Below are 24,356 nucleotides of genomic sequence, written 5' to 3'. Positions count from 1 at the left end.
GGTAACCTTGTAGGTTTGTTTTTGGTTGTTTATTGATTTAAAAACTTTTCCATTTCAGAGTTTAATTTTTGGACTACAACAGCAGGCATATTTTCATCAGGATAATTTAAGGTGGTGTCTATAGCTCCCGTTATAATACGTCCCACATGTCCCACTTTTTCGTGGGGCAGGCAAAAGTAGTCGTATATACCTTCTGTTGATATGGTTAAAAACCATTGATCGCCTTTCTTCATCAGTCCTGAATTAAATGATTGGGCTGATGTAGGAATTCGTTGGGGACGACGGTTATCAGGATGGTATGCCGTTACCGTGTGTATGCCTTCGCGGACGATGAATTGGATGACATCTCCGGTATTAACTTCTATAATGACCGGGTCAAATCGAGCATCTGTATCTGTGCCTTTGATTTCTACTATAACGGTATCGATCTTGGTCAGATTAGTATCTGCGGCAATTGCATCCAGCGTTCCCAAAACAGTTAATAATATGATAGTCAGGTATTTCATCGCTTATCTTTATTGCTGATAATTGATTCAATCATTTTAGTAGCTTTGTCCATCGGTTGATTTAATCCCTCAATCCGCTGGGCAATTCTGCCTTCTTCATCCAACACTGTTATTAAATTTGAGTGGGCAAAATGCCCGTCACTTTTTTTCGAATACTGGACGCCCAGCATCATGGCAAGTGTTCGTACGTTGGCATTATCCGCCGTCATAAAGTGCCAGCCAGGAATATCCAGCTGCTCATATTCTGCATATTCTTGCAAAACTTTGGGGGTATCATTTTCGGTATCGAAGCTGACGGCCAACACATTAACATCCTTTTGAACCGATTTCTCCAAGCTGCTGTATAATCGCCAGGCATCCTGAATCAAGATGGGACAAACGTCGGTACAATTTCCGTAAAACATCACCACAATCACCGGGGCACCTCTAAAATCTGTAAGGGATAGCGTCTCACCGCGATGGTCCGTCCACTCAGCATTCAAGTGATATAGGGAGTGCTCGGAATTAATTTCTGTGGTACTTAGGGCACTATCCGAACTATGATTGTGCTGGGCTAACAAACTCGTAGCCGCAAGTGAAAACAACGCTATGAGAAATATTTTTTTCATTATAAACTCGCTTCTTTTTCTGTAATCTTTTCTACATCGTAAGCACATCGAAATCCCACAGTGCTGTTAGTGCTTTTTGGGGTAAAACTCATGCGCGTGATATACCGGATAGAAGCGGCATAGCTATAGGCGTTGCCAAGCTGTTGCATGCGTCCCACTGTGCCGCAATCCAGCGAAAGATCATTTGCGATGACCGGTTTAAAATCTTCGACCCATTCCATGATTAATCCAAACTGATCCTTAATTCCATGGCTATTTTCAATGCCAGAAGAGCCTACTGCACCAATATTTTCATTGTCTACCGTTGAATACCAACTCATTAACCTGCTGGCAAATTCTTGGGCGTCGGAGGGAGAATCAAAATCCATAAGCTGCGCCGAATACTCCCATTCATTGAGGGTTGGTAGACGCCCACCTATCGACTGGCAGTAGGTATTAGCTGCATACCAAGAAACATTTGTTACTGGATGATCCGGATTTACAATATCATCAGAATTAGCATTTTTCCAGCTTTTTAGATATCCCTTGTGAGCAAAGATGCTCGGAATATTTTGGGGTTGCCAATCCTCATGATCTTGTAAAAATTCGTTGTACTTTTTATTCGTTACAGCCGTGGTGTCTAAATAAAATGAATCCACCTTGACTGGTTCGCCCTTTACTTCAGGCATTACAGAATGAAATGATCCCGACGGAACCAGCACCTGTGCTCCTGCCATTGCTGGCAAGAGTACTATTCCGGCAGCCAAAGTTGCCAGCATGATTTTCACAGGTGCTATGTTCGTCAGGATGTTCATTTCAATACGTTGTTATTAATTGATGAGTATGAATTTATTTCTTGCGTGGACCAGCTTTCAGAGTGCCTGTTGCACCTTTTTCAGCATCAGCGAATTCGTGATCAATCAGGATGTATTTTCCTTCTTCAGGTACGATAAGATCTATTGTTGCTGAACTTGAGGCACCAAGCAGTACCGTTTGCATGCCACGCATTTCATTAAAGGGGTGGCCTTCTAACCACACGCGATCGAAGATGGCACCAATAACATGGAAGCTCGAGGTTCCGCTTGGACCATTATTTGAAAAGTGCAGTCGAACACGGTCTCCGGCATTTGCTTTCAGCGGCTGATCGTGCAGGATCGTCTGGTGTCCATTAAATACTACGTGCGAAGGATTTCTATTCTGAGCTGCTTCATAGTCATATTGAAACAATTCGCCGGATCCCTTTTTCAAGTAATATTCTGATTGAACAACCACGTATTCTTTGTCTATTTCATAGCCAGTGTCATACCCATCCTTTGGTGAAACAACGACTACTCCGTGTTGTCCCATGGCTGTGTGCATAAGCACGCTGGGGGTACCACAGTGATAGATGTATGAGCCGGGATAGTTGGCAACCCAGTCAAATTTTATGGATTCTCCCGGAGCAATAGTTCGCCATTTATCGTTTTTGGCTACCGTACCCGCGTGGAAATCCATGGAGTGTGGCATGGGCATGGTGGCTTCCTTGGCCTTCATGAAGTTATTCTGAGCCACTTGCTGCATAAAAGGAGATCCTTCTTTGGTTGGCTGGGTAATTGTGACCTCTTCATCAGAGCGATTTTTCATCGTAAATGTGATGCGATCACCTTCTTTGACGTGGAGAACAGGTCCGGGTACGGTTCCTCCAAACGTCCATGCCTCGTACTTTACTCCGTCAGCGACTTCAATTTCTTGGGCGATGATATCGATGCGAACATCATGTGTTTTGTTACCCTCATAATCGAGCGGCTCCAGATTTGGCAGCATACTTAAATGATCACCAACTACCGGTGGACCATCATAATCTTCGGTAAACACCTCTGCTTCAGGCATGCCAAAGGTCATTCCATCCATTTTATATTCATCGGTTTGAGCATAGCTCATGTTTGCAATCCCCGATAAAAGCAATCCTATTAATATCGTATATGTAAGTGTTAGAGGTTTCATAGCAGTATAATTTTTGGCTATTTAAGAATTAAGACAATTTTATCTTTAATTGTTATTGAGATAATAGTATCGCAAGGGTTGTGCCAAATTTGTTAGTTGCTCGGGAATACTTCGAAAAGCTTGATTTAGGTCGATTTTTTTAAATCTGATAGGAGTGTATTCAGTCCTTTATTGCATCTGTGCAATACTATGTCGAGAAATAACTGCAACATTGCAATATTATTCTTGCCGAAGTTTCATTACTTTTACTTTCCATTCTTTGGGCATCGTTTCCAAGTATTCCCATTTGAAGGGTTCTTCACTTTCAACCTCCATTTGGTAATACAGCGGTTTGGGATCGTGATCATTTATAAATACAAATGCTTCGCCGGGATTCAATTCATCAAACGCATCAAAGACCATATCATGACGCTTGGCAGGTGGGTGGGGGCGCACGTCAAATGCATTGACGATGGAAACATCTTCAAGCGCCAGATCGGTTTCCTCTTTTTTGGTCACATGAATCACGTAATCTCCCGGTAAATCCTTTTTATAAGTCCAGGTATATTCCCCGTCAAATTTCTTCTTGAAAATCTGGCGAATTTCTTCCGGATCTTTTTCAGCGATAATTTCCATGGTATCGCCTTGTAGCATCATTCCGTATCGATGAAATACGGAATACTTCCAATCCTTGTGATCTACTTTTCGCAGATCCATTAGCGTTGATACATTTTCGAATTCACGTCCTCGGGAAACCTCAGTTCGTGTTACGCGCACCTTCCATTCCTGTCCACCGCGCTGCAGGTATTCCCAGCCGACTACGTCACCATAAATCGATCGAAATTCATGATACAGGGGCTTGGGGTCATGATCGTTGATAAAGACAAAACTTTCTCCCTTCAGCAATTCTTTAAATAAAGCCAGCAGTTTTTCGTGCCGCTTTATAGGGATGAGGTTACGGACATCCAATTCTTGTTCAGTAGTTTCCATATGTTTTGTATTGAGTTATTTGTCTGTAAAATCTATTACGTATAAATTCTATCATATATAAAAACCATAGCCCACCATATAAGCGGGCTATGTCGATTTACAAGGCATTGCTCATGTTATATCAATCCTTATAGGTCAATACACGTCCCCAGAGGCTTTTGGTGCCCCAGATGCCACGGCGCAGCGTTTCGAGCTGTACAATCTGGCTGTGATCTACAAACATATTCACTTCGGGACCGTAGTTTTTGATGTACCAGGCAAAGACCTCCGGATCGGCCGCTTCAAACATCAACTTTTCTAAACCGATCTCGTTAATAAAGGCGGCTGGGACATCCGTTCTCCACGGATCAGCATTTTCAGTGATGCCTTCCGATTCAATCATAATCATATAGGCTCCGGCATCCACAAATCGTTTTGCCTGTTTGATGGCATAGCTGGTATCGAGCGTACCTTCGGATTCCAGCTCACCTTTGGTCGTATCACCGCCAGCCCCAAATTGGATGCCGATTTCAGGTTTCGCTTTGAGTCCGGCTTCCTGCACTTTTTCAATTAGACGCAGCCAATCGTCGGTAGGCAGGGTGATGAATCCCGCTGAAAGCTCAATAATATCGAAACCGTAATCTTTACAGGTATCGATATATCGGTCGACAGCATCTTTACCCTGCGTAAGTACGTACTCCATAAATCCACCGGTGGATACCAGCGCATCGTGATCGTGGGCGATACCGATAAGCTCCTGCACCGATTTTTTAGGCATAATCGAGAATGATCCGCCGGAAAACTTAAGCGAATCCACATGTTCGCCCATTGTTTCCATGATATCATTGAGGTACCGCTTGCCCATGATCGCGTAATATGGTCCGCGGATTTCGGTAATGCCTGTTTTACGTGGTTTGGATTCTCGTTCGTTTTTATTCAGGAAATCGAATGTTTTTTCGTCGGCCATAATAGCCACCTTTTATTTTTTTGTTAGGATACGGGAGCCGTATCCGCACAGTTCAAATATTCTTTAAGATTCTAACTTTACTTTTGTTAACAGTTGCATTAGGTCAGGAACCGAGTGCTGCTCAAACTCCTGTACCATATCTATAATTTTATTTCGTGATTCCTTCGTCGTATACGGTTCGGTAAGTCCTTCAAATTTATTGATAATGGTATGCCAGCTCATCGGACGCGTATGGAATCCTTCGTAATCACACTTTTTGATAGAGTGAGTTTTTCCGTTTTTGAGATATAACGTCAGTGTTGTCGGCATTTCATCGGGAAAGCGATCGGTGTACTCTTGCTTGGGAAATACTTCTATTTTTTTTAACAACGACTGAATGTCATCAGCTTCAATGCGACTTCTATCATATTGTTCAGGCATCACTTGTCCATCAAGCAAGGCCGCCGAAACCATATACTGTAGGCTGTGGTCGGCCTCTTCTTTAGTGCGGACAATTGTCTTGTCACCTTCTTCACCACCGCCGATTATGTGATAGGCAACGTCAAAGATATCAATCTCAACTTTATCAACTTCATTAGCAGTAATTCCGTGCTTCTCCTTAAGTTCAATCATCCCTTCAATAGATGATTGGGAATGGATCTCAGCGTTATATTTCTTGATGATGGTATCAGTAACACGCTCCAGACCTTCGTTTTCCCAGTCAATAGAAAATTCACCTGCAATGGAGTCCATAAAACCTTTGTTACCTTCAAAAACCGCGGGCGGGCCGGTGATACCATATTTGGCTAACATAGTCGCATGAGTTCCTCCGAAGGCAGTATGTGGATAAGCCAATCCTTTCCAGTTCGAAAGGGCACCGGTTCGGGTTACGCGCAGGGCGTTTAGTGCTGTACCTGCAATCGAAATAGCATTGGCCGTTTTATCTTCATCTAATCCCATTGCTTTGGAAGCGCCGGCTGCTACGGCGTATGATCCTTGGGTGGTATGGTCGAATCCTTTGTCACGTACTGGGGCTTCGTCGCTAAGCCGACATTGTACTTGGTAGGCAACGCCAAGTGCTGTGAGAAAGCCTTTGCCACTGAGATTAGTAGTTTCTCCAGCTGATAAAATAGCACCAATATTATCACTTGGATGACAAGTTTCTCCCTTAGCGAGGTAGCTGTCATTAAAGTCGAGATAGCGAACCAGTCCACTGTTGTAGAGTGCCGCGCGATCAGGCGTTGTTTTACCACCACCGATGAGCGTGCTTTGTTTTGTGCCGCCAAAATTATCCAGCATTTTTCGGATATGTCTCATGGGTGGTCCTTCGATCGCACCAATAGCTGTACCCAGTGAATCCAATAGCCTTATTTTAAGTTGTTCAGTAGCTTCTTTTGACAGGTCATTAAAAGAAGTGTTTTTAACAAATGAGGCCAGATCGTGTACAATCATAGCAAATGGATTTTCAATTAGAATATATAAGAGTATTTTATCTTAAATAGATCGGTCAAAATTTCCTTTAGGTTCTAAACTAATTTCAAGTTGGAATATTATTGGTCAGGAGGTTTCTATTGGGATATCATAGGTGCAAGAGAAATCTCCTTCAGCAATATGGCTGGTTCGTTCAGCCTTATCATTAAATAGCTTTTTATAAAACATAGCCTCCAGTTTACATGGAAGCCTGGTTTCTTTTACCACTTCGCTAAATGGGCAGTTGCATTCTTTAATAGTGAGGGATTTGGTGTCCTCATCTAAATTAAATTCAGGCATAAACCCTTCTTCTTCCAGCATGTGGGTTAGGGTCTCAATCCTTGCCTGAAGATCCTTTTTTGAGGATTGATCCATCCGATATTGAGCTTTTTCAATACGTTCTTCCCAAAAGGCGCTAAAAAACTCTTTGATAGTTTCTTCATCACCTTTGGATTTTAAAAAGTTAAGCAATTCTTTAATTAAGGCCGACTCATAAGAGGGAAACAGGCTATTGCCTTTTTGGGTTAGTTGGTATTCAAGACTTGGCCGACCTGGTCCAGAGCGTACGTAATCTCGCTGTATATATCCATCTCTTTCCAGTTGCAAAAAGTGTTCACGAAGGGTTGTTTTTGCCAAGTTGGTGTTTTCTACAGCCTCATCAATAGAGATTGTTCCTTTTCTTTTGATAAGGTCAAGTAGTTGTTTTTTCGAACCTGTAAACATGGTCGGTAGAATTAAATAGGAAGCGTTAGCTTATCCCGATTCTAATTTTTGTTTGGTTAATGGGATAAGGATATCCTGTTCGGTTTTTATTTGTTTCCGCAATGAAGAAAATAACGTTTTAACATTGTAATTTAGAATACGAAGTGTAGAGCATGCCTCTTCCGGATTTTTAAATCCTTGCCCTTTCTTTGTAATTACATTTGTTAACTCTAAAATTTCATGGTGATCCTCTTCAAGGATAAGAATACCATTTTCAACCTTATTAATAATACCATGCAAAGTATTTCTTTTAGAATCTTTTAGCTTTCGGAGAAGGGGAAAGAGTTTATGGCGTTGAAAATTGAAGTAATAATTTAGTTTTTCTTCCAGTTTTTGAAGATGCCAATGCATGTTCTTGAGCCACTCGTATTGATTGCCATGTATTTTTCGGACTTGGGGAAAATCACGGTTAATATCGTCGAGTAACTTTCTATTTTTTGTCAGGTAATACTTTTCGAGGTAACTACACCACTTATTTAGATTGCTACCAAAATTAGGTAGTCTTTCCTCATCATTTCCATTTTGTAAGCTATTATTTTGCTGGTTCTTTTTTAGCCACTTTAGGACTTCCGCCTCACTCCATTTTTTTTGCTGGCATACCGAGCGCAAGGTTTCTGATTCATGATTTTTGGGATTTAAGCCAATGGAAGAGAGTAGTGATCCAGCATTATTCTCTGAGGTAATTATTTGTCCAATGGTAGCTTCAGGGGTTAGACCTTTAAGTGACTGACCGTTACTCATAATTATTTGCCTTTGTGTTATCAACTCAAGCAGTTAGAAAATAGGTATCTATTTGTATTAAATCAATTAAATTGGTAAAAACCGTTTTTAAGGTTGAAATTAGTTTTGCCTACTCATACCTTTGGGCTGAAACAAAGAAAAAATCATAAGCGGTAGTAACGATGGCATACGTAGTAACCGATCCGTGTATTCAGTGTAAGCACACTAACTGTGCGGCTGTTTGTCCGGTGGATGCCTTTCGGGAGGGACCCAACTTTTTGGTGATTGATCCTCTCGAGTGCATTGATTGTGATGCTTACGTCGCGGAATGTCCCGAGGAGGCCATTTTTCCTGATGATGAAGTGCCCATAGAATGGGTGGATTATATTGAACTAAATGAGCGTCTTGCCGAAGAATGGGCCGACCATGTGATCAATCAGGCAAAAGATCCGCTACCTGAAGTTCATAAATGGAGCGGTCGCGATGACAAACTGGATTTCCTTATTGAAAGCTGGGACGATTTGAAAATTGCAAAGTAATTGTATGTAAACAGTGACAGGATTTTAGCATGCTAATAATCATCTGCAAATAGGTAAAGAAGATTGTGTGATGAGTAAATCTTCCATAGATCGGCGCAAGATAGCCCGGAATCTTCGAGAAGTGATTGATCCCGAACTGGGAGTAAATATCGTAGATCTTGGTTTGGTCTACAACATTCTGTGTGACGATGGCAGAGTAGTTGTAGAATTTACGGCTACGACTCCGGGCTGTCCCATGCGTCGGTTTTTGCAACAGCAAGTTGAAGAAAAGCTCGCAGCTATTGAGGAGATAGACGAGTATGAAGCACGGTTAGTTTGGGAACCGGAGTGGAATGTCGACATGATTAAGAAAGACGTAGAGTTTTTTGCGTATCCACCGCCTCAACAACGTGCATAAATAAAGGCATAATAGGCAAGAATGAATAGTAATATAAAAGTACCCACATATATTTTGGTCAGTCTACTTTTTGTAGCTGCAGTAGGGTTGCTTACAGGATTATATTCGGGGTTGGTACGGTTGGGATTCTTGCCAGAAACTAATCATGCTATTTCTCCTTTAGCTCATGGGCCTCTGATGATTAATGGTTTTTTAGGTACGCTTATTGGGTTAGAAAGGGCGGCAGCTCTTGACAAAAAGTGGGCATTTGTTGGACCCGTTTTTATGGCTGCTTCAACTGGGTTTTTGTTAACTGGTTTGCAAGTGCTGGGAGAGTGGAGCCTTATTTTGGGTTCAGTAGGACTCACTGTAGTTATGGCTTTTCTATACTACCTGCAGCCTAAAATGTATCATCTCATTATGGCGTTGGGAGCAGGTTCCTTATTAGTGGGAAACTTGTTCTATGTGTTTAACTATCCGATTTATATGCTTGTTGGTTGGTGGGCCGCTTTTCCGGTGCTTACGATCTTTGGAGAAAGATTGGAGCTGAATCGCATTATGCGTCCACCTAAGCAAGCCCAACAAATTTTTGTGGGACTTATCTTAGGATGGATTATTGCATTAGGAATCACTCATTTTGATCGAGTAATAGGTTGGAGTACAGCCTCATTATTATTGATTATCATTGCTGGCTGGCTTGTTCAATATGATGTAGCCCGTCGGACCATAAAATCAGTAGAGTGGACACGATACAGTGCTGTTTGTCTGCTTACGGGTTATGGATGGCTTATTTTAGCGGGATTGTTTGGGCTCTGGTATGGCTTTCCAACTGCAGGACCGCTTTACGATGGGTTGCTTCATATGATTTTTGTAGGGTTTGTGTTTAGTATGATCTTTGCCCACGCATCGGTCATCATCCCATCATTATCTGGCAAAATAATACCTTGGCACCGCTATTTTTATCTCCCCCTGTTGTTACTGCATGGCTTTTTAGCTATACGAATTTTGGGTGATTTATTGTTGCTTCCAATGGTAAGAAAAGTGGGAAGTCACGGTAATGTCTTGGCAATAATTCTCTTTCTGGTTGGTGTGTTATACCAGCTAATGTCAAGGTCACTTAAGAAAAAGCCTGAACCCCCAAAAGTTGAAAAATCACCCGCATGACTAATGATGCTTTTGCAAAGCAATGGATAACGAAGTTAACATGAAAACTGACGTTAAAAATATAAATCAAAGATGAATAAACCTTCTGCTGTACGTTCTGTGGAACGGCCACTAACGGTCGAAAAGGCAAAAGTTGAGGAGCGGATAGATACCTCTCCCAAATCAGTTAAGTTGATATTTACGTTTATCGCCTGTTCAGCTTTTTGGCTGGTATTTGGCACTCTCGTTGGTGAATACCTCGGATTCAAATTTGTCTGGCCGGAACTGGATTCCATCTCCTGGCTTTCATTTGGTCGACTTCGTCCGGTACATACGAATGTGGTATTTTGGGGATTCCTTTCCCAAGCCATGATTGCATTAGCACTCTATGTGGTTCCCCGTACCAGTCAGCGTGAGTTGTTTAGCTACCGGTTGGGATGGTTTAGCTTAGGTCTCATGAATCTATCTATTATTACTGGTGTGATTGCTTTGATGGCCTGTATTAATAACGGTGCGCAGGAATATCGCGAATTTATCTGGCCGATATTTGCTCTGTTTGCCTTTGGGCTCATATTGGTTGCTTATAATTTGTATAAAACCATTGCAGATCGGAATGTAAAAGAGATTTATATATCCAACTGGTACATTCTGGCAGCCTGCCTGTGGACAATTATTTTGGTGTTGATTGCCTATTTGCCCGGTTATCAGCAGGACGGAATCAGCCAGACAGTTATTCAGGGATATTACATGCACCAAGGCGTGGGACAGTGGTTTACCCCCATGGTGTTAGGTCTTACATATTACTTTTTGCCCAAATTATTAAATAGGCCTATCTACTCATATTCGCTGGGTGTACTGGCCTTTTGGACGCAGATGGTATTCTACACCATGATTGGGTCACATCACTTTGTGTTTAGTCCCATTCCCTGGTGGATTCAAACGGTAGCCATTGTTTTTAGTGTAGGAATGATCGTGCCAGTGACGGCCGGTACCGGTAACTTTTTGCTTACGATGCGGGGTAAATGGCGTTCTATAGCTCGTAGTTATTCCTTACCCTTTATTTTAGCAGGGGTCATCTTTTATGCAATCGTGTCTTACCAAGGTACGCTTGAGGCCTTCCGATCCCTTAATAAAGTATGGCACTTTACGAATTTTACCATTGCTCACTCACATATGAGCATGTATGGATTTATATCATTTCTGGTATGGGGTGGAATTTATGGGCTGATTCCAAGAATGACCGGCAATGAACCGCCCCAGTTTGCCGTTGGTGCTCATTTTTGGCTGGCGCTTATTGGGGTGCTGGTATACAGTATTCCTTTGATGATTGGTGGAACTCTGCAGGGGCTCAGCTGGATCGCCGGAGAATCATTTATGGAGTCGGTTACTTTGATGACGCCGTATTGGGTTTGGAGAGCTGTCGGAGGTACTATGATGTTTATTTCACACCTGGTATTTGCTTACAACGTCTGGAAAATGAGACCCGGAAATAAAAATGAAGTTGTTGAATCTACAAACTCCTAAAGTATTTAACTGTCATGAAGCTTAATTTTCATAAAAATCACAAGTTGCTATTTGGCGTAGTGTTTTGGGGCTTTGTGTTCCTCAGTCTAATTATTGCCGTCTTTCCGGCTCTTTGGGTACAGCAAGAGAACGAGCCATTGCCTGCCAGTGAACCGATGACCGAACTGGAACGGAAGGGGATGAAAGTCTTTATTAATGAAGGGTGTGCTTATTGCCATACCCAGCAGGTACGTCCTATTGAAATGGATAAAAACTGGGGGCGTCCATCAGCTCCAGGGGATTATGCGAGGGTCAATCGTCCGAGTGTATGGAGGCAAACGCCTGCTGTTTTGGGAAGTGAGCGTACCGGTCCGGATCTAACCAATATTGGTAAGCGGCAGCCCAGTGCTGTATGGCATTATATGCACTTGTATAATCCGAGAGCTGTGGTTGAAGAGTCAATTATGCCCTCTTACCCGTGGCTTTTTGAGGTTAAGAATGATCCTGGATCTGATGAAACTGTAGTATCAATGCCGGATGACTATGGCTCAGATGAAGGCCAAATTGTAGCTACCGAAGAGGCTAAAGCTTTAATTGCTTACCTGCAATCGCTTGAGCAAGTCGCTATGAATGCTCCAGCGACCTCAGATTCTGAAGAGGACACGAGTGAGAAGATATCAGAAAACCAACAAAAAACGATTGATGGAGCTTCTATATACGCCAATAATTGTGCCTCATGTCATCAAAATAATGGTCAGGGCGTTCAGGGAGCTTTTCCTTCTTTAGTCGATGATCCGGTAGTTATCGATGAAGATCCTACTGATCATATTCGTGCTGTGCTCTATGGTATGCAGGGCGTGTCCATTAAGGGGGAGGCTTACAATGGAATCATGCAGCCTTTTGAACAGACATTATCGGATGAAGAAGTTGCTGCTGTAATAAATCATGAAAGAACCAACTGGGGTAATGATGCGCCAACGATTACTGCAGAAGATGTAGCAGAAGTTAGAAATAATGATGAACTCAATGAAATTACCGCCGAGGAGGAGTAGTGTATGTTTACAATACTTTTAATGCTGATTCAACAAGTGAATGAGTTTTCGACCTCGAGTGAGGGACGTGAATATGCCCCGCCCGATGGACCTCTTTACTACTTGGTACTAATTGTTTCATCTCTAATAGTTATTGGGGTAGTCTACTATACCGTTAAATGGTTTATATGGCCCGGAGAGCAATCCGAGGATCATATAAAGCGCAAGATTTTAAATGACGAATCTTAATATTGAGTACAATGTCTGAAGATAACAGCAATTTGATACATGTTTATTTGGATGACGGAGATGAGCCTATTGTATCATACCGGCCGCCTGTTCGTTTTGAGTTGGATACAACGCAGCTGGAGGATGGGCCTCATACATTAAAAGTGGTGGCTACCGATGCCAGTGGTCACAAGGGGGTCCGTACTATCCCGTTTGAGGTAAGGAACGGCCCGGGCATCGATGTAGAAGGCTTGCAAGACAATGATATGCTGGAAGGGAAAGTCCCCATACTATTGAATGCGTATGGTGGGGCTAAAGAACCTTTTTGGGAACCGTCACGCGCTGAAACGCCTGCTCCGGTCCCAACCTGGGCATGGGTCCTGCTTTTGGTAGTCGTAGCTTGGAGTGCTTTCTATATCGCCCAGCAATGGAATGCCCCGGATGAATTTGCCAGTTCTCCAACATATAGCTTATTTACGGGAGAGGGAGAATATGCACAGCCTGCTGGTGAGGCTCCTTCAAGGTCCCGGGCGAATATTGGGGCAACCCTTTACCGTACCAGTTGCTCGAGTTGTCATCAGGGTAATGGAGAAGGAGTAGCCGGAGCGTTTCCTCCTTTGGCGGGTGATCCTGTAGTCACAGACGAAGATCCTACCCGACACATCGAAATCATCCTATTTGGTATGCAGGGAAAAGCTATAGAGGGGGTAGAGTATTCGGCAGCGATGCCTCCTTTTGCAAAGCAACTTTCGGATGAAGAGGTGGCAGCCATCATTAATCACGAGCGTACCAGCTGGGGTAATGATGCACCAACGGTTACAGCCGAGGAGGTTCAGAAAGTGCGGGCTGAAGGCGACTAAAAGATATTTAATCTAAAAACACACTTAATTACAATACGTGATATTCCTATTAGAGATTCCCAGCTCGTTTATGAAATATAGGTCTTTTAATTTTATGAACGAGTTATCAAATTGAAGATGTGGTATATCTGAATTTTTATTAGTCAAGTTTCATATATGTGTGATATAGAAAATGAGCAGGATGTAGCTATACTTGTTCATAGTTTTTATGAAAAGGTACAGAATGATGAAAGGCTGGGATATATCTTTGACGATTATGCCCAGGTTGATTGGGACAAACATCTACCGAAAATGATTGATTTTTGGTCGAACTTGCTGTTCCAGACAGGAAGGTATACGGGACGTCCTTTTCGACAACATATACCTCTGCCTATTAAAAAGGGAGATTTTGATCGATGGTATGGGCTTTTCGAGAAAACAGTAGATAAGAATTTCAGTGGAGAAAAGGCTACACTTGCAAAAGAATTAGCCCGTAATATAGCTTCTTCGTTTGAGTTCCGAATGGAAAAGGGTGGTTTAATACAACGGGAACAGGAATGAATGATGAAACCAAAGGTGGTATGAAGAAAGAAGAAGCTGAAGAAGTGCGAAAGGCATGTATACGTGCAGCTAAGGAAGGGTTTCAAGATGCTGCTTTAAGTGGACTTTGTATGGATGGGGCCATTGAGGCAGCAATTGGTGCCATGCAGTCGATAGACCTTGAGAATATCCTCCGTGAACAAGCTGATAATAGCACGAAATGAAACAATCTATTATTGGTTTTCACAAAGATGTAGAGGACGATTGGGTGGCTGAGCTGGAATGCGGACATAATCAGCATGTGCGTCATAATCCACCTTGGCAACTTCGTCCCTGGGTTACAACAGAGTCTGGAAGAGAATCCCGTAAGGGAATGCAATTGGATTGCAAGAAATGTGATCGCAGCGAACCTAAAGATAATGAAGCCTAATGCCGAGAATTACCCGTACATTTATTAAAACAGGGCTAATATTCTTTCTGATATCGCTTTTACTGGGAGTTTTGGTAGAAGTTAACTCTATAAGTTCACCAGTTTTAATGCCTCTGTTCTGGCACACGTTGATGGTTGGATGGATAACGCAAATCATTTTTGGGGTGTCTATGTGGATGTTTCCGGGTCGAACCAAAAAGGAGGGATTCAAAGCGCAATTATGGGGTTGGCTCACTTACATTTTTCTTAATGTAGGACTGACGCTTCGTCTTGTGGCCGAGCCAATGTTACCATACTCTGATTTAGCTATTTGGAATATGTTGGTGCTTTGTTCTGCTATGTTACAAGTATCGGGTGGGATAACCTATTGCATTGAAATGTGGCCACGTATCATGTCTAAGGAGCAGCGTCGTCGCAAACGCAAGAAAAAGCGAAATAAACAATAGTATGCCCATATCAAGCCGCTGGTTAATACGATCCTCGTACGTGTGTCTTTTAGTTGGGATAATTATTGGAGCTTTTATGCTGGTGCATAAAGCCTATGCTTTGCATCCGGCTATTTGGTCGCTCCTACCTGTTCATATAGAGCTGTTGGTTATGGGCTGGATTGTACAGTTTACAATGGGTACGGCCTACTGGATTTTACCTCGTTATTTGGAAGGTTCATCTCGTGGTAACACTCGATTGGCCCAATTGATGGTGTTGTTATTAAATGTGGGGATAGCGGTAGTAATTATCGATCGACTTACGGTTTCAAGTGTACCATTGGGAATCATTGGTAGAACTTTCGAAGTAGCTGCGGTGGTATTATTTGTTGGACTACATTGGCAGCGGGTTGTTACATACAATAGCTAAGTATGATACCTGAAAATAAATGATGTTTAATTCCTTCTCCCTTTATTGTCTGCTATAAGCTAAAGAAATCTGTGATAGCATCATGTTAGTGGAATTTATTTAGTTAATATTAGATGCTTGTTCCAAGAATTTGGGAATTATCTCTAAATCTTGTGGTCATGTCTAAAATATACTGTGTTCCATACTGAGAAGAGGCGATAATATAGATCAAAAATAAAAAAGCCTTTGAACAGCTGTGAGTTGTTTTTATTCAAAGACTTAGCAGAGGTTTCGCCTACAAGGTAAAGTTATTGAAAAGAGTAAGTGATAATAACTGGTATGTTTATGTATTAAGGCTATAAGTAAAAAGGTGGTGGGGATGCTTCTGAATGGTGTAAAAAACACAAACCCATTGAAATCATAGAAACGATTGACACTGGTACAAAGAAAATGATAGAAGCTACTTATTATGAAGATGTTAAAGCCTTAGAGTATATATTAAGATTTGGCCATACCAACGTAAATGGAGGCCAGTATGCAGGGAAAAAAGTAAGAAAGCTTATACACATGATGAAAGGGGTTATATTACATTTCCCCACTTCCTTTGTACAGAATGTGATATAAGTTTTGAAGAATTGGAAGAATTGAATTTATATCATCGATTAAAGCATTTTAGTAAACCTAAAAAGGTAAAACGTGTTATTAATGAAATAAATACAAAAGAATTGAATAAAAAAGACATTCTTAGAATGTCGATAAATATTGCTCAAAAAATAGATGACAAGGGTAAGTTAGAGAAATAGTGGGGTTCTCAATGGATGTTTCAGTACTATGAACTTCGTCTTTTGGATGGATATATAACGGTAATTCATTTTTTTTATTGGATAATTATAAATCCTATGTATACATTCACTCGTTGTTCTAGCTATACTCATGGTTAGGACATTTAATTAGGGCCGGTTCGGTGGCCTATTTTGTTGCCGGGCCGGTTTTTATTTTTAGAAAAGTAGCTCAGCCAACCTATTTTTCTCCCTTTACAGCCATTCGTAATAGTTCGTCCTTTAGGGTCTCTTTGTCTTTGTTGATTTGGTCCATCTTATTGATTTTGCAAAGGAGCCTTTCCCATTAAAATACTCCATAGAAAACTTCTTACAATTTTCCATAGTTCCGGGCCTTTTATAGGTATTTATTTAAACTTGAAAAAACCGGCTTTCAAATTTCGTTTCTAAGGCGGTTAAGTTATTTGACTGGTATATCCTCTCTTTATTAGGTCGTTTTTGGGCATACTCAGAATTCTGTGTAGTGGCAGATTAGTCCACCACGTTCAATATCAAGGAAACAGGTAAGCCTACCCTAAAGTTTTTGCTGTTACCGTCGATACCTATCTCGGATGTATTTATCAATTTGTGTGTGGCCAGATGTAGATTGGGTTTACCTGTTATCGAATAAGATAAGTTCATTTTTATAGAGGCTGACAATCACAAATATAACCTTAAAACCAAGACCGGAATAAATACAAGGTGGATAAACCAGTTATTAAATGGATTTTTTTAAGAGTTTTAATATTACGATAAAAAACATTGTATATACTTTTATAGTAATATTGGTAATTGGAAATATTATTACTTCAGGTATACAGCTGTCTCCCCAAGAATTTAATGTTGGTAAGTTAGAAGCTAATTTATCTGAAGAAATAGATGCTAATATTCGTATGTGGTTAACTTATGGTGTCACTGGAATTTATTTTGTGGGTATTTCGCTTTTCATTTATTTCGGAAATAAACATCGGCCCTAATGTTTCGCAGACTATTATCAGTTATTGGTCTTATTACGTTAATATTTCGTCTTATCCCATTTCTGTTTACACTTTTCAAATATTATCTCATCGCACATTTCCTCTTAATAATATTTGTTGTTCCCGGGATATTGGCTACCATTGGATCAGTATATACGCTGAACCCTCTACATAGGATTGCTTTAACGTTGCTACTTTTGGGAGCATTTATCTACTGGGTAAAAGGAAAGTCTCCAAAAAAGAGTAGGAAAAAGAAATTATATGCTAAACAATCCCTTGACAGATCTGAAATGAAAGATCTCTGGCAGTCATGATAATACAGAGTAATTAATTGATAGGCTCAGGATAAAGTCTGCTTCCTATTTTTTGGATGTCTGCTTCTTTGATATTTGGATTGTTAAACAGGGCATTAAACTCATCATTTATTTTGCGAACTACTGTCGGGTCTTCAATTTTGACACGCGTTTCATGATTATCTTCAAATCCACTTTTTGTGAAGTTTAGTGACCCTAAAAAAGCGGTCCTGTTGTCGATGATGAATATTTTACTGTGGATGGTAAAACTGTTGTTTGCATAACTATCGGGCAGACAGACTTTAAACGGGAAGAGCTTTTCATAATGATAGTTGTATATTTTCGTATTCTTAGCCTTGCTCCTATACATATTATATACCAATAGTAATATTAAGATGGGTACCAGGCCAACTGCTACTTCAGCCTTAGCAGTAAAATAATAAAGCCCTAAAAGTAGTAGAATAAGCCCACCGGTGACATATAATAATATCTGCGAAGTGTTCTTATATTTCTCCTGCCGCTTAACGGCATCCTTGTCGGTCGTTTTAACCTGATGGATAAGCTCATAAATATTCCTTTTGGAAACTGAGCCGTAAAAATCTTCAATTTCTGTATTTGTGATAAGGGAAATCTCTCTACCCTTACGTTTTAAATGTATCAGTTTTTCCACTAAGTGGGGATTAAGGTAGGGCGAAACGATCTTAATAGATTTATTAGCATTCTTTATATGCCTGTCGATCATAGAACCGGCTCCCGTGCCGATATAAACGTCACAGTTTACCCCATTGTGAAACATAGAAGATGACATTAGGTAGATTGTCTTGCTTTTCGATTAGTTAAGAAGTTTTTATCGGGCTTATTCAAGAAATCTTGAGTATTAAATCGGATGTAAAGTGTCTGTTGTGAAAAACTTTTGTTGATAGTCATCTCGTTTGCTTTATCCCACCTGTTTTTCGTATTTAACACTTCTTTAATCATCCACAGAAAAACCAACCAAGAGAACTTCGGGATCACATGTCCACCAACCTCAATAAGCTTGAAAACCGCCTGTGGGAAGTTGCCAATAACCTTCGGGCCAACTCCACGCTCAGTTCCTTTGAATACTCTACGCCCGTACTGGGACTCATTTTCCTGCGCTATGCCTGGCACCGTTTTAAGCCCCTGCACGAAAAGAAGGAAAAAGAAAGCAGTGGTCGTGTAACCATTGGTCCCGAGCACTACAAGGCTGAAGGCGTGATGTACCTGCCAGAGAAAGCGCGATACGATTACCTGTTACAGCTCCCCGAAAGCGAAGATATTGGTAAAAAAGTGAACGAGGCGATGGAAGCCATTGAGAAGGAAAATCGTGAACTGGCCGGTGTGCTACCGAAGGAGTACAAGCGGTTTGACGATTCCATGCTCAAAGACCTACTCAAGAACTTTTCCAATATAGGTACCGACGTAGAGGGAGATGTCTTCGGACAGATTTATGAGTATTTCCTCGGGCAGTTTGCCATGAACGAGGGGCAGAAGGGCGGTGAGTTTTTTACGCCCACCTCTATTGTAAAGCTGATTGTAGAAGTGCTGGAGCCCTATGGCGGCAAGATTTTAGATCCGGCCTGTGGTTCGGGCGGTATGTTTGTGCAGTCGGAGAAGTTTCGGCAGCGCCACCGCGATCAGGCCAAGCAGAATCTTTCGATATATGGTCAGGAGAACAAGGAAGCCACCGTTCGCCTTTGCAAGATGAACCTGGCGGTGCATGGATTGGAAGGGGATATTAAGGCCGGCAACACCTACTACGAAAATTTGCACAATTGCGTCGGACGCTTTGACTACGTGATGGCCAATCCGCCCTTTAATGTAAGCGGGGTGGACAAAGAAACGATCGAAGGCGATGAGCGCTATCCCTTTGGCATTCCCAGTACCGATAACGCCAACTTTCTGTGGATGCAGGAGTTTTACAGTGCCCTTAAAGATCCTGAAACAAGTTCAGGACAGGGCGGACGGGCCGGTTTTGTGATGGCGAACTCCGCCGCCGATGCCCGCCACAGTGAGCAGGAGATCCGCAAGCAGCTCATAAAAGAGGGCGTGGTGGATGTGATTATCTCTGTCGGCTCCAATTTCTTTTATACGGTAACCCTGCCGTGTACGCTCTGGTTCTTTGACAAGGGCAAGCAAGGCACCGACCGCGAAAACGAAGTGCTTTTTATTGACGCCCGAAACATCTATCGGCAGATTGACCGCGCCCAGCGCGACTTTACGCCCGACCAGATTGAATTTATATCCAGTATCGTCCGCCGATACCGCAACGAAGAGGAAGTACACTTTGAAGTAGCTGCTGAGCCGGATACCGATTACGAAGCCAACGGCTCATCTGTTACCCAGCCGGATGATATGGACGAGCTGTTTTTAAATGGCGAATACCAAGACATTCCCGGACTCTGCAAGGTGGCTACGGTTGAAGAAATTGAGGAGCAGGGTTGGAGCCTAAACCCGGGCCGGTACGTGGGCGTAGCCGAGCGGGAAGAGGATGATGTGGATTTTCAGGTGCGTCTTGGAGAACTGTACGAGGAGTTGGAGTTGCTAAATGCTGAGTCCAAAGATTTAGAACAGAAAATATCTTCAAATATTCAAAAAGTGCTCAATACCAATGATTAAAAGTATAAAGACTAAAAAATTGGATGAGCTCTGTGATGTTACTTCAAGCAAAAGAATATATGCTTCAGAATATAAAGATGAAGGAGTTCCCTTTTATCGGGGAAAAGAAATAATTGAAAAGCAAAAAGGTAATTTAGAAGTATCCACAGAGATATTTATATCCGAAGAGAGATATAAAGAGATTAAAGAAAATTATGATGTTCCTAAACCTGGCGACTTACTCTTAACCTCAGTTGGAACATTGGGAGTACCTTATGTTATTGACAATGGTGAAAGGTTTTATTTTAAAGATGGTAACCTTATATGGTTTAAAAATTTTGATGGGCTAAATAGCAAGTATCTCTATTACTGGTTCTTATCACCACAAGGTGAGGCCCAATTAAAAAGAAGTACAATTGGATCATCACAGTCAGCTTTTACCATAACATTATTGAGAGATGTAGAAATAGAACTGCCATCATTAGATACTCAAACAAAAATTGCATCTACTCTCTCCGCCTTTGACAACCTAATCGAAAACAACAGCAGACGCATCGAAATCCTGGAGGAGATGGCGCGGCGGATCTATCGCGAGTGGTTCGTGCACTTCCGCTATCCCGGCCACGAAAATGATGATCTGGTGGATTCGGGTACGGAGCTGGGTGATATTCCTGAGGGGTGGGAGGTGAAGAAGTTTGGAGATTTAGTTGAGTATGATAGAGACCGAGTAAAAAATGAAGATGTCGAAGAAGAAGTGTCTGTTTTAGGATTGGGGGACATGCCCAAGGAGTCAATCAATTTATCCGAATGGGAAAATACAGATGATATTGGCAGTACAAAGTTAAGGTTTAAAGAAGATGATATTCTTTTTGGGAAAATTCGACCTTATTTTCATAAAGTAGGATTTGCACAAGTAAATGGGGTTTGTTCTTCAGATATATTTGTTTGGCGACCAAAAGAGAAAGAGGATTTTGTATTAGCATTGCTTGCTTCTTCATCTGATAAGTTTGTAGAAGTAGCCACTAATTCTTCTTCAGGTACAAAAATGCCAAGAGCAAAATGGGATGTCCTCGAAAAGTATCTAATTGCTTATCCTCCTGAAGAACTATTGCAGAAATTAAACTTATTAGTTGGTAGCTCTTTGCAACAAATTAGGACACTGAGTTTTCAAAACAAGAGATTGAAAGAGACAAGAGATTTATTATTACCGAAGCTTATTTCGGGGAAGATTGATGTGGAGAAATTACATCAACTTGGGAATGAGGGGAATGTTGATTAGTCTTTTGTGGAAAAGGAAAATTCCTGAGTCCGTTTTATAAATGTATTGTTGGTTCAAACAGAACCGCGATTAACGTGTCCTCACTAAAAAACAAATAAACAAAACATAATTATGGATGAAAGCACAGTTAGTCTCTTCAATCAAATGAAAGAAGAGTGGGAAAAGTTAGAAGAAAACCACGAAGACTTCGATCAAAAGGATAATAAAGCTGCTGGTCGCAGAGCCAGAAAAGCTGCCAATAACTTGAAGAAGTTATTGACGCCCTATAAGAAAGCTTCTGTAGCCGAAGCCAAAGAAATGTAGGGAGAAGTTTGATTAAGCATTCGAAAAGGGATGCGGATTCTTCCGTATCCCCTTTCTCGTTAGTCTTAAAGGTATGGTTGAAACTTTGGGAAGAAAAAATGTGAGGATAAATACGGTTAAAGAAATTGCTCTGCTAAGTCAGCAAATGAGAAGTTGAAAGCGACAAGAGATTTACTATTGCCGAAGTTTATGAAAGAGAATAAAAATTTAAATACTAAAGAATAGTATCTATGAATTGGCCAATAAAGAGGTTGCCTGTTACGGACATTTTTCTTGATGAAAATAATATCAGAACACCTATTAGTGAGCCTAATCAGAGTGCTCTAATTCAAGATATGTTTAGCAATGAAAAAGCATTTAAAATTGCTAAAAGTTACTCAAGGAATAATGTCTTTCCAGATGAGCTCCCGATAGTTATAGAAGAAGATAAACGTTTCGTGGTGGTCGAAGGGAATAGGAGGCTGGCTGCTTTAAAGGCTTTATTAGAACCAGAGCTAGTTCCGAATTTCAAGAGTCGAATAAAGGATTTAAATAATCCGAATATTACCCATATTAATGTCGTAGTTGCACCTAATCGTGATAGTACTAATGATCTTGTTGCTAGTAAACACACTGTAAATTACAGACGTCCATGGCAACCATTAAGGAAGGCTTATTTTTTTAAAAGTTTAATGGAAAATGGCAAAAGTATTGATGAAATCAATCAAGAATATCCAGACCATGATATTACAAGGTCAATTAAAATGCTAGAAATGCATAAATTGGCAAAAAATTTGAAGATCAATGGAGAGGCAAAAGAAAAACTTTTGGATGAAAGAAAATTTCCAATCACAAACCTTGAGCGATTTTATAATGATGAGAATGTGCAACAATTTTTAGGCATAGAGTTTACAGAAAAAGGGAAGGTCAAAGGAAATATTAGTCAAAAAGATTTTTCCAAAAGATACAAACACATAGTAAAAGATGTTGCAGTAGGGGTTATTGATTCAAGGAAATATAACTCGATTAGTGAGAGGAAAGAATATTTGGACCTAATTGAGGATAAGATTAAATCTGAAGAGCCTGATGATGGAAGTTTTGATTCAGGCGATTTTGAAGAAGTTGAAAATGAAGAGAAAGACAAAAAGGAAAATAAAGAGAATAAAAAAAAGAATAGGTCTAAACGTACTCCTAGCGGATTGTTTTATGTTAAGGATCTTCCTTTTAATGCCACTAGCGCGTCTTTAAAATTAATGTATGATGAGCTACGGACATTAAGTGTTAAGAATCATCCTAATGCAATTCACGACTTTATGAGGAGTTTTTTGGAATGTAGTTTGGTTTACTACTTGAAATCAACTGATGAATATAATTCTATCGAAAAGCATGACAAACATTATCCCAGCCTAAGTGAAATGCTTAGCTATATTGCTTCAGATAAATGTAGTTCAATAGAGGATCAAGGTATTAAGGATATTGCTGAACAAATGATTAGAGATTGGAAGGATAAATATTCATTGACTAGAATGAATATGATACACCATAATGAAAATTGGACTTCTACACCTAAAGATGTACGTAGTGCATGGGGTAAAATCGAATCGTTAGTAAGACATTTGATTAGTGAATAAATATTATGAAGTCAATTATATCACGACCATCAAAGTTCTATAGTCCCCTTAGATATCCAGGGGGAAAAGCTAAATTAACCGAGTTTCTATCAAATGTAATTGAAAAGAATAAAATAAGCGGATGCACTTATATCGAGCCATATGCAGGTGGAGCTGGTGCTGCTTTGTCACTTTTAATATTAGAAAAGGTTGATCGTATTGTTATTAATGATTTTGACAAAGCTATTTATTCTCTTTGGGATATACTTATCAATGATCATAAGTATTTGATAGATAAAATTCGTGAAAAAGATATAAGTATTAAAGAGTGGAATAAACAAAGGGATATTTACCAAGATCCTGATTCAAATAAATATGAATTAGGATTTGCTACTTTTTATTTAAATCGAACCAATCATTCGGGGATAATTGAAGGTCGACCTATAGGTGGCTTTGATCAGTCTTCAAAATGGGGAATTGGAGCACGTTACAAAAAGGAAACACTTATAAAAAGAATTAAAAAAATCGCTCTATATAATTCTAGAATAGATGTAACTAATAAAGATGGCATCCAATTGATGAACGATTTTGATCATCAAAATGGGCGCCAACTATTTTATATTGATCCCCCGTATTATGTTAAAGGGAGTTCGTTGTATTTGAATCATTATGAATCTTCTGATCATAAAGCCTTAGCTGATTTTTTAAATAAAAATGTCGATTTAAATTGGATTTTAACTTATGATAATGTACCCGAAATTTTAGAGCTTTATGCGGACCGTTCAAGGAAAACATTCGATATAAATTATTCTGCTAATACTCATCGGAAAGCTAAAGAATTAATGATCTATTCTAATTCTATTTCTTTTCCAACAGAATATGAAGAGTAAGGGGTAGAAAGTTGCTATTGCATTGTAATCAGGGCAGGAGCCGATCGCCTGGAATTGCCATGCTGTATTTGGCCCAAAAAGAAGAAATAGCATCGGATTCTTCCTTGCAAGCTCGAAAAGAGTTTAAGGAGATTTATCCGCGGTGTAGTTTGGCCGGAGGAATGAGGGGATTTTTAAAGCAGCAGTGGGAAAATTACATGAATTAG

General features: G+C 40.6%; 28 protein-coding genes. 18 read left to right on the top strand and 10 right to left on the bottom strand.

Annotated elements, in window-relative coordinates; all coding sequences use genetic code 11:
- Positions 1 to 29: 29 nt before the first annotated feature.
- The 9 genes from AAFH98_RS02735 to AAFH98_RS02695 all read right to left on the bottom strand — a co-directional run bounded on the left by AAFH98_RS02735 (position 30) and on the right by AAFH98_RS02695 (position 7,943).
- Positions 30 to 506 carry a cupredoxin domain-containing protein gene (locus AAFH98_RS02735; protein ID WP_342521136.1) on the bottom strand — a complete coding sequence of 159 codons (477 nt, stop codon included), beginning with the start codon at positions 504 to 506 and terminating at the stop codon, positions 30 to 32.
- Entirely contained in the window at positions 503 to 1,114 is a 612-nt protein-coding gene (locus AAFH98_RS02730) for an SCO family protein (protein WP_342521135.1), read from the bottom strand. Before AAFH98_RS02730 ends, AAFH98_RS02735 begins: the two co-directional genes overlap by 4 nt.
- Positions 1,114 to 1,908 carry a formylglycine-generating enzyme family protein gene (locus AAFH98_RS02725; RefSeq protein ID WP_342521134.1) on the bottom strand — a complete coding sequence of 265 codons (795 nt, stop codon included), beginning with the start codon at positions 1,906 to 1,908 and terminating at the stop codon, positions 1,114 to 1,116. The genes AAFH98_RS02730 and AAFH98_RS02725 overlap by 1 nt, the downstream gene beginning before the upstream one ends.
- A gap of 34 nt (positions 1,909 to 1,942) precedes the next feature.
- Complete coding sequence (locus tag AAFH98_RS02720; protein WP_342521133.1) at positions 1,943 to 3,076, bottom strand: multicopper oxidase domain-containing protein; 1,134 nt, start codon at positions 3,074 to 3,076, stop codon at positions 1,943 to 1,945.
- A 219-nt stretch (positions 3,077 to 3,295) separates the two neighbouring features.
- The gene (locus AAFH98_RS02715; RefSeq protein WP_342521132.1) at positions 3,296 to 4,045 is read right to left on the bottom strand and encodes a DUF2249 domain-containing protein; all 750 of its coding nucleotides are present in this window, start codon (positions 4,043 to 4,045) and stop codon (positions 3,296 to 3,298) included.
- Between the two features lie 121 nt (positions 4,046 to 4,166).
- Positions 4,167 to 4,991 carry a phosphosulfolactate synthase gene (locus AAFH98_RS02710; RefSeq protein ID WP_342521131.1) on the bottom strand — a complete coding sequence of 275 codons (825 nt, stop codon included), beginning with the start codon at positions 4,989 to 4,991 and terminating at the stop codon, positions 4,167 to 4,169.
- A 63-nt stretch (positions 4,992 to 5,054) separates the two neighbouring features.
- Complete coding sequence (locus AAFH98_RS02705) at positions 5,055 to 6,422, bottom strand: MmgE/PrpD family protein (protein WP_342521130.1); 1,368 nt, start codon at positions 6,420 to 6,422, stop codon at positions 5,055 to 5,057.
- A 105-nt stretch (positions 6,423 to 6,527) separates the two neighbouring features.
- Positions 6,528 to 7,163, bottom strand: a complete 636-nt coding sequence (locus AAFH98_RS02700; protein ID WP_342521129.1) for a helix-turn-helix transcriptional regulator — start codon at positions 7,161 to 7,163, stop codon at positions 6,528 to 6,530.
- A gap of 30 nt (positions 7,164 to 7,193) precedes the next feature.
- The gene (locus tag AAFH98_RS02695) at positions 7,194 to 7,943 is read right to left on the bottom strand and encodes a hypothetical protein (RefSeq protein ID WP_342521128.1); all 750 of its coding nucleotides are present in this window, start codon (positions 7,941 to 7,943) and stop codon (positions 7,194 to 7,196) included.
- Between the two features lie 161 nt (positions 7,944 to 8,104).
- Between AAFH98_RS02695 and AAFH98_RS02690 the strand changes: the two genes are divergently transcribed.
- From AAFH98_RS02690 to AAFH98_RS02630, 13 genes are all read left to right on the top strand, one after another.
- Complete coding sequence (locus AAFH98_RS02690) at positions 8,105 to 8,461, top strand: ferredoxin family protein (protein ID WP_342521127.1); 357 nt, start codon at positions 8,105 to 8,107, stop codon at positions 8,459 to 8,461.
- 70 nt (positions 8,462 to 8,531) lie between these two features.
- A complete protein-coding gene (locus AAFH98_RS02685; protein WP_342521126.1) occupies positions 8,532 to 8,858 on the top strand; it encodes a metal-sulfur cluster assembly factor in 327 nt (108 codons plus the stop codon).
- 21 nt (positions 8,859 to 8,879) lie between these two features.
- Positions 8,880 to 10,001: a hypothetical protein gene (locus AAFH98_RS02680; RefSeq protein WP_342521125.1), complete on the top strand. Its 1,122-nt coding sequence runs from the start codon at positions 8,880 to 8,882 to the stop codon at positions 9,999 to 10,001.
- 72 nt (positions 10,002 to 10,073) lie between these two features.
- Positions 10,074 to 11,504 (top strand): cbb3-type cytochrome c oxidase subunit I, encoded by a 1,431-nt coding sequence (locus AAFH98_RS02675; protein WP_342521124.1) that lies wholly within the window; start codon positions 10,074 to 10,076, stop codon positions 11,502 to 11,504.
- Between the two features lie 14 nt (positions 11,505 to 11,518).
- Complete coding sequence (locus AAFH98_RS02670) at positions 11,519 to 12,535, top strand: cbb3-type cytochrome c oxidase subunit II (protein ID WP_342521123.1); 1,017 nt, start codon at positions 11,519 to 11,521, stop codon at positions 12,533 to 12,535.
- A gap of 3 nt (positions 12,536 to 12,538) precedes the next feature.
- Entirely contained in the window at positions 12,539 to 12,763 is a 225-nt protein-coding gene (locus AAFH98_RS02665) for a hypothetical protein (RefSeq protein WP_342521122.1), read from the top strand.
- Between the two features lie 11 nt (positions 12,764 to 12,774).
- Positions 12,775 to 13,602, top strand: a complete 828-nt coding sequence (locus tag AAFH98_RS02660; protein WP_342521121.1) for a c-type cytochrome — start codon at positions 12,775 to 12,777, stop codon at positions 13,600 to 13,602.
- Between the two features lie 156 nt (positions 13,603 to 13,758).
- Positions 13,759 to 14,142 carry a group III truncated hemoglobin gene (locus AAFH98_RS02655; RefSeq protein ID WP_342521120.1) on the top strand — a complete coding sequence of 128 codons (384 nt, stop codon included), beginning with the start codon at positions 13,759 to 13,761 and terminating at the stop codon, positions 14,140 to 14,142.
- A gap of 20 nt (positions 14,143 to 14,162) precedes the next feature.
- The gene (locus AAFH98_RS02650) at positions 14,163 to 14,345 is read left to right on the top strand and encodes an acetyltransferase (protein ID WP_342521119.1); all 183 of its coding nucleotides are present in this window, start codon (positions 14,163 to 14,165) and stop codon (positions 14,343 to 14,345) included.
- Positions 14,342 to 14,551: a DUF3565 domain-containing protein gene (locus AAFH98_RS02645; RefSeq protein ID WP_342521118.1), complete on the top strand. Its 210-nt coding sequence runs from the start codon at positions 14,342 to 14,344 to the stop codon at positions 14,549 to 14,551. The genes AAFH98_RS02650 and AAFH98_RS02645 overlap by 4 nt, the downstream gene beginning before the upstream one ends.
- A 107-nt stretch (positions 14,552 to 14,658) precedes the next feature.
- The gene (locus tag AAFH98_RS02640; protein WP_342521117.1) at positions 14,659 to 14,997 is read left to right on the top strand and encodes a hypothetical protein; all 339 of its coding nucleotides are present in this window, start codon (positions 14,659 to 14,661) and stop codon (positions 14,995 to 14,997) included.
- A gap of 1 nt (position 14,998) precedes the next feature.
- Positions 14,999 to 15,406 (top strand): hypothetical protein, encoded by a 408-nt coding sequence (locus AAFH98_RS02635; protein WP_342521116.1) that lies wholly within the window; start codon positions 14,999 to 15,001, stop codon positions 15,404 to 15,406.
- A gap of 1,519 nt (positions 15,407 to 16,925) precedes the next feature.
- Entirely contained in the window at positions 16,926 to 17,180 is a 255-nt protein-coding gene (locus tag AAFH98_RS02630; protein WP_342521115.1) for a hypothetical protein, read from the top strand.
- A 327-nt stretch (positions 17,181 to 17,507) separates the two neighbouring features.
- Here AAFH98_RS02630 and AAFH98_RS02625 read toward each other — a convergent pair whose 3' ends face one another.
- Positions 17,508 to 18,281, bottom strand: coding sequence for a phospholipase D family protein (locus AAFH98_RS02625; protein WP_342521114.1), 774 nt, complete (start codon positions 18,279 to 18,281; stop codon positions 17,508 to 17,510).
- 206 nt (positions 18,282 to 18,487) lie between these two features.
- Here AAFH98_RS02625 and AAFH98_RS02620 point away from each other — a divergent pair, with 206 nt between their 5' ends.
- The 5 genes from AAFH98_RS02620 (at position 18,488) to AAFH98_RS02600 (ending at position 24,150) form a co-directional block, all read left to right on the top strand.
- The gene (locus tag AAFH98_RS02620) at positions 18,488 to 20,110 is read left to right on the top strand and encodes a type I restriction-modification system subunit M (protein WP_342521113.1); all 1,623 of its coding nucleotides are present in this window, start codon (positions 18,488 to 18,490) and stop codon (positions 20,108 to 20,110) included.
- Positions 20,103 to 21,368, top strand: coding sequence for a restriction endonuclease subunit S (locus tag AAFH98_RS02615; protein ID WP_342521112.1), 1,266 nt, complete (start codon positions 20,103 to 20,105; stop codon positions 21,366 to 21,368). Before AAFH98_RS02620 ends, AAFH98_RS02615 begins: the two co-directional genes overlap by 8 nt.
- A gap of 111 nt (positions 21,369 to 21,479) precedes the next feature.
- Positions 21,480 to 21,671, top strand: coding sequence for a histone H1 (locus AAFH98_RS02610; RefSeq protein ID WP_342521111.1), 192 nt, complete (start codon positions 21,480 to 21,482; stop codon positions 21,669 to 21,671).
- Positions 21,672 to 21,901: 230 nt separating this feature from the next.
- Complete coding sequence (locus tag AAFH98_RS02605; RefSeq protein WP_342521110.1) at positions 21,902 to 23,281, top strand: hypothetical protein; 1,380 nt, start codon at positions 21,902 to 21,904, stop codon at positions 23,279 to 23,281.
- A 5-nt stretch (positions 23,282 to 23,286) separates the two neighbouring features.
- Entirely contained in the window at positions 23,287 to 24,150 is an 864-nt protein-coding gene (locus tag AAFH98_RS02600) for a DNA adenine methylase (protein WP_342521109.1), read from the top strand.
- Positions 24,151 to 24,356 lie beyond the last annotated feature (206 nt).

This window comes from Fodinibius sp. Rm-B-1B1-1, assembly GCF_038594945.1.
Classification (GTDB): domain Bacteria; phylum Bacteroidota; class Rhodothermia; order Balneolales; family Balneolaceae; genus Fodinibius; species Fodinibius alkaliphilus.
This window is presented reverse-complemented; position numbering and strand designations above follow the sequence as displayed.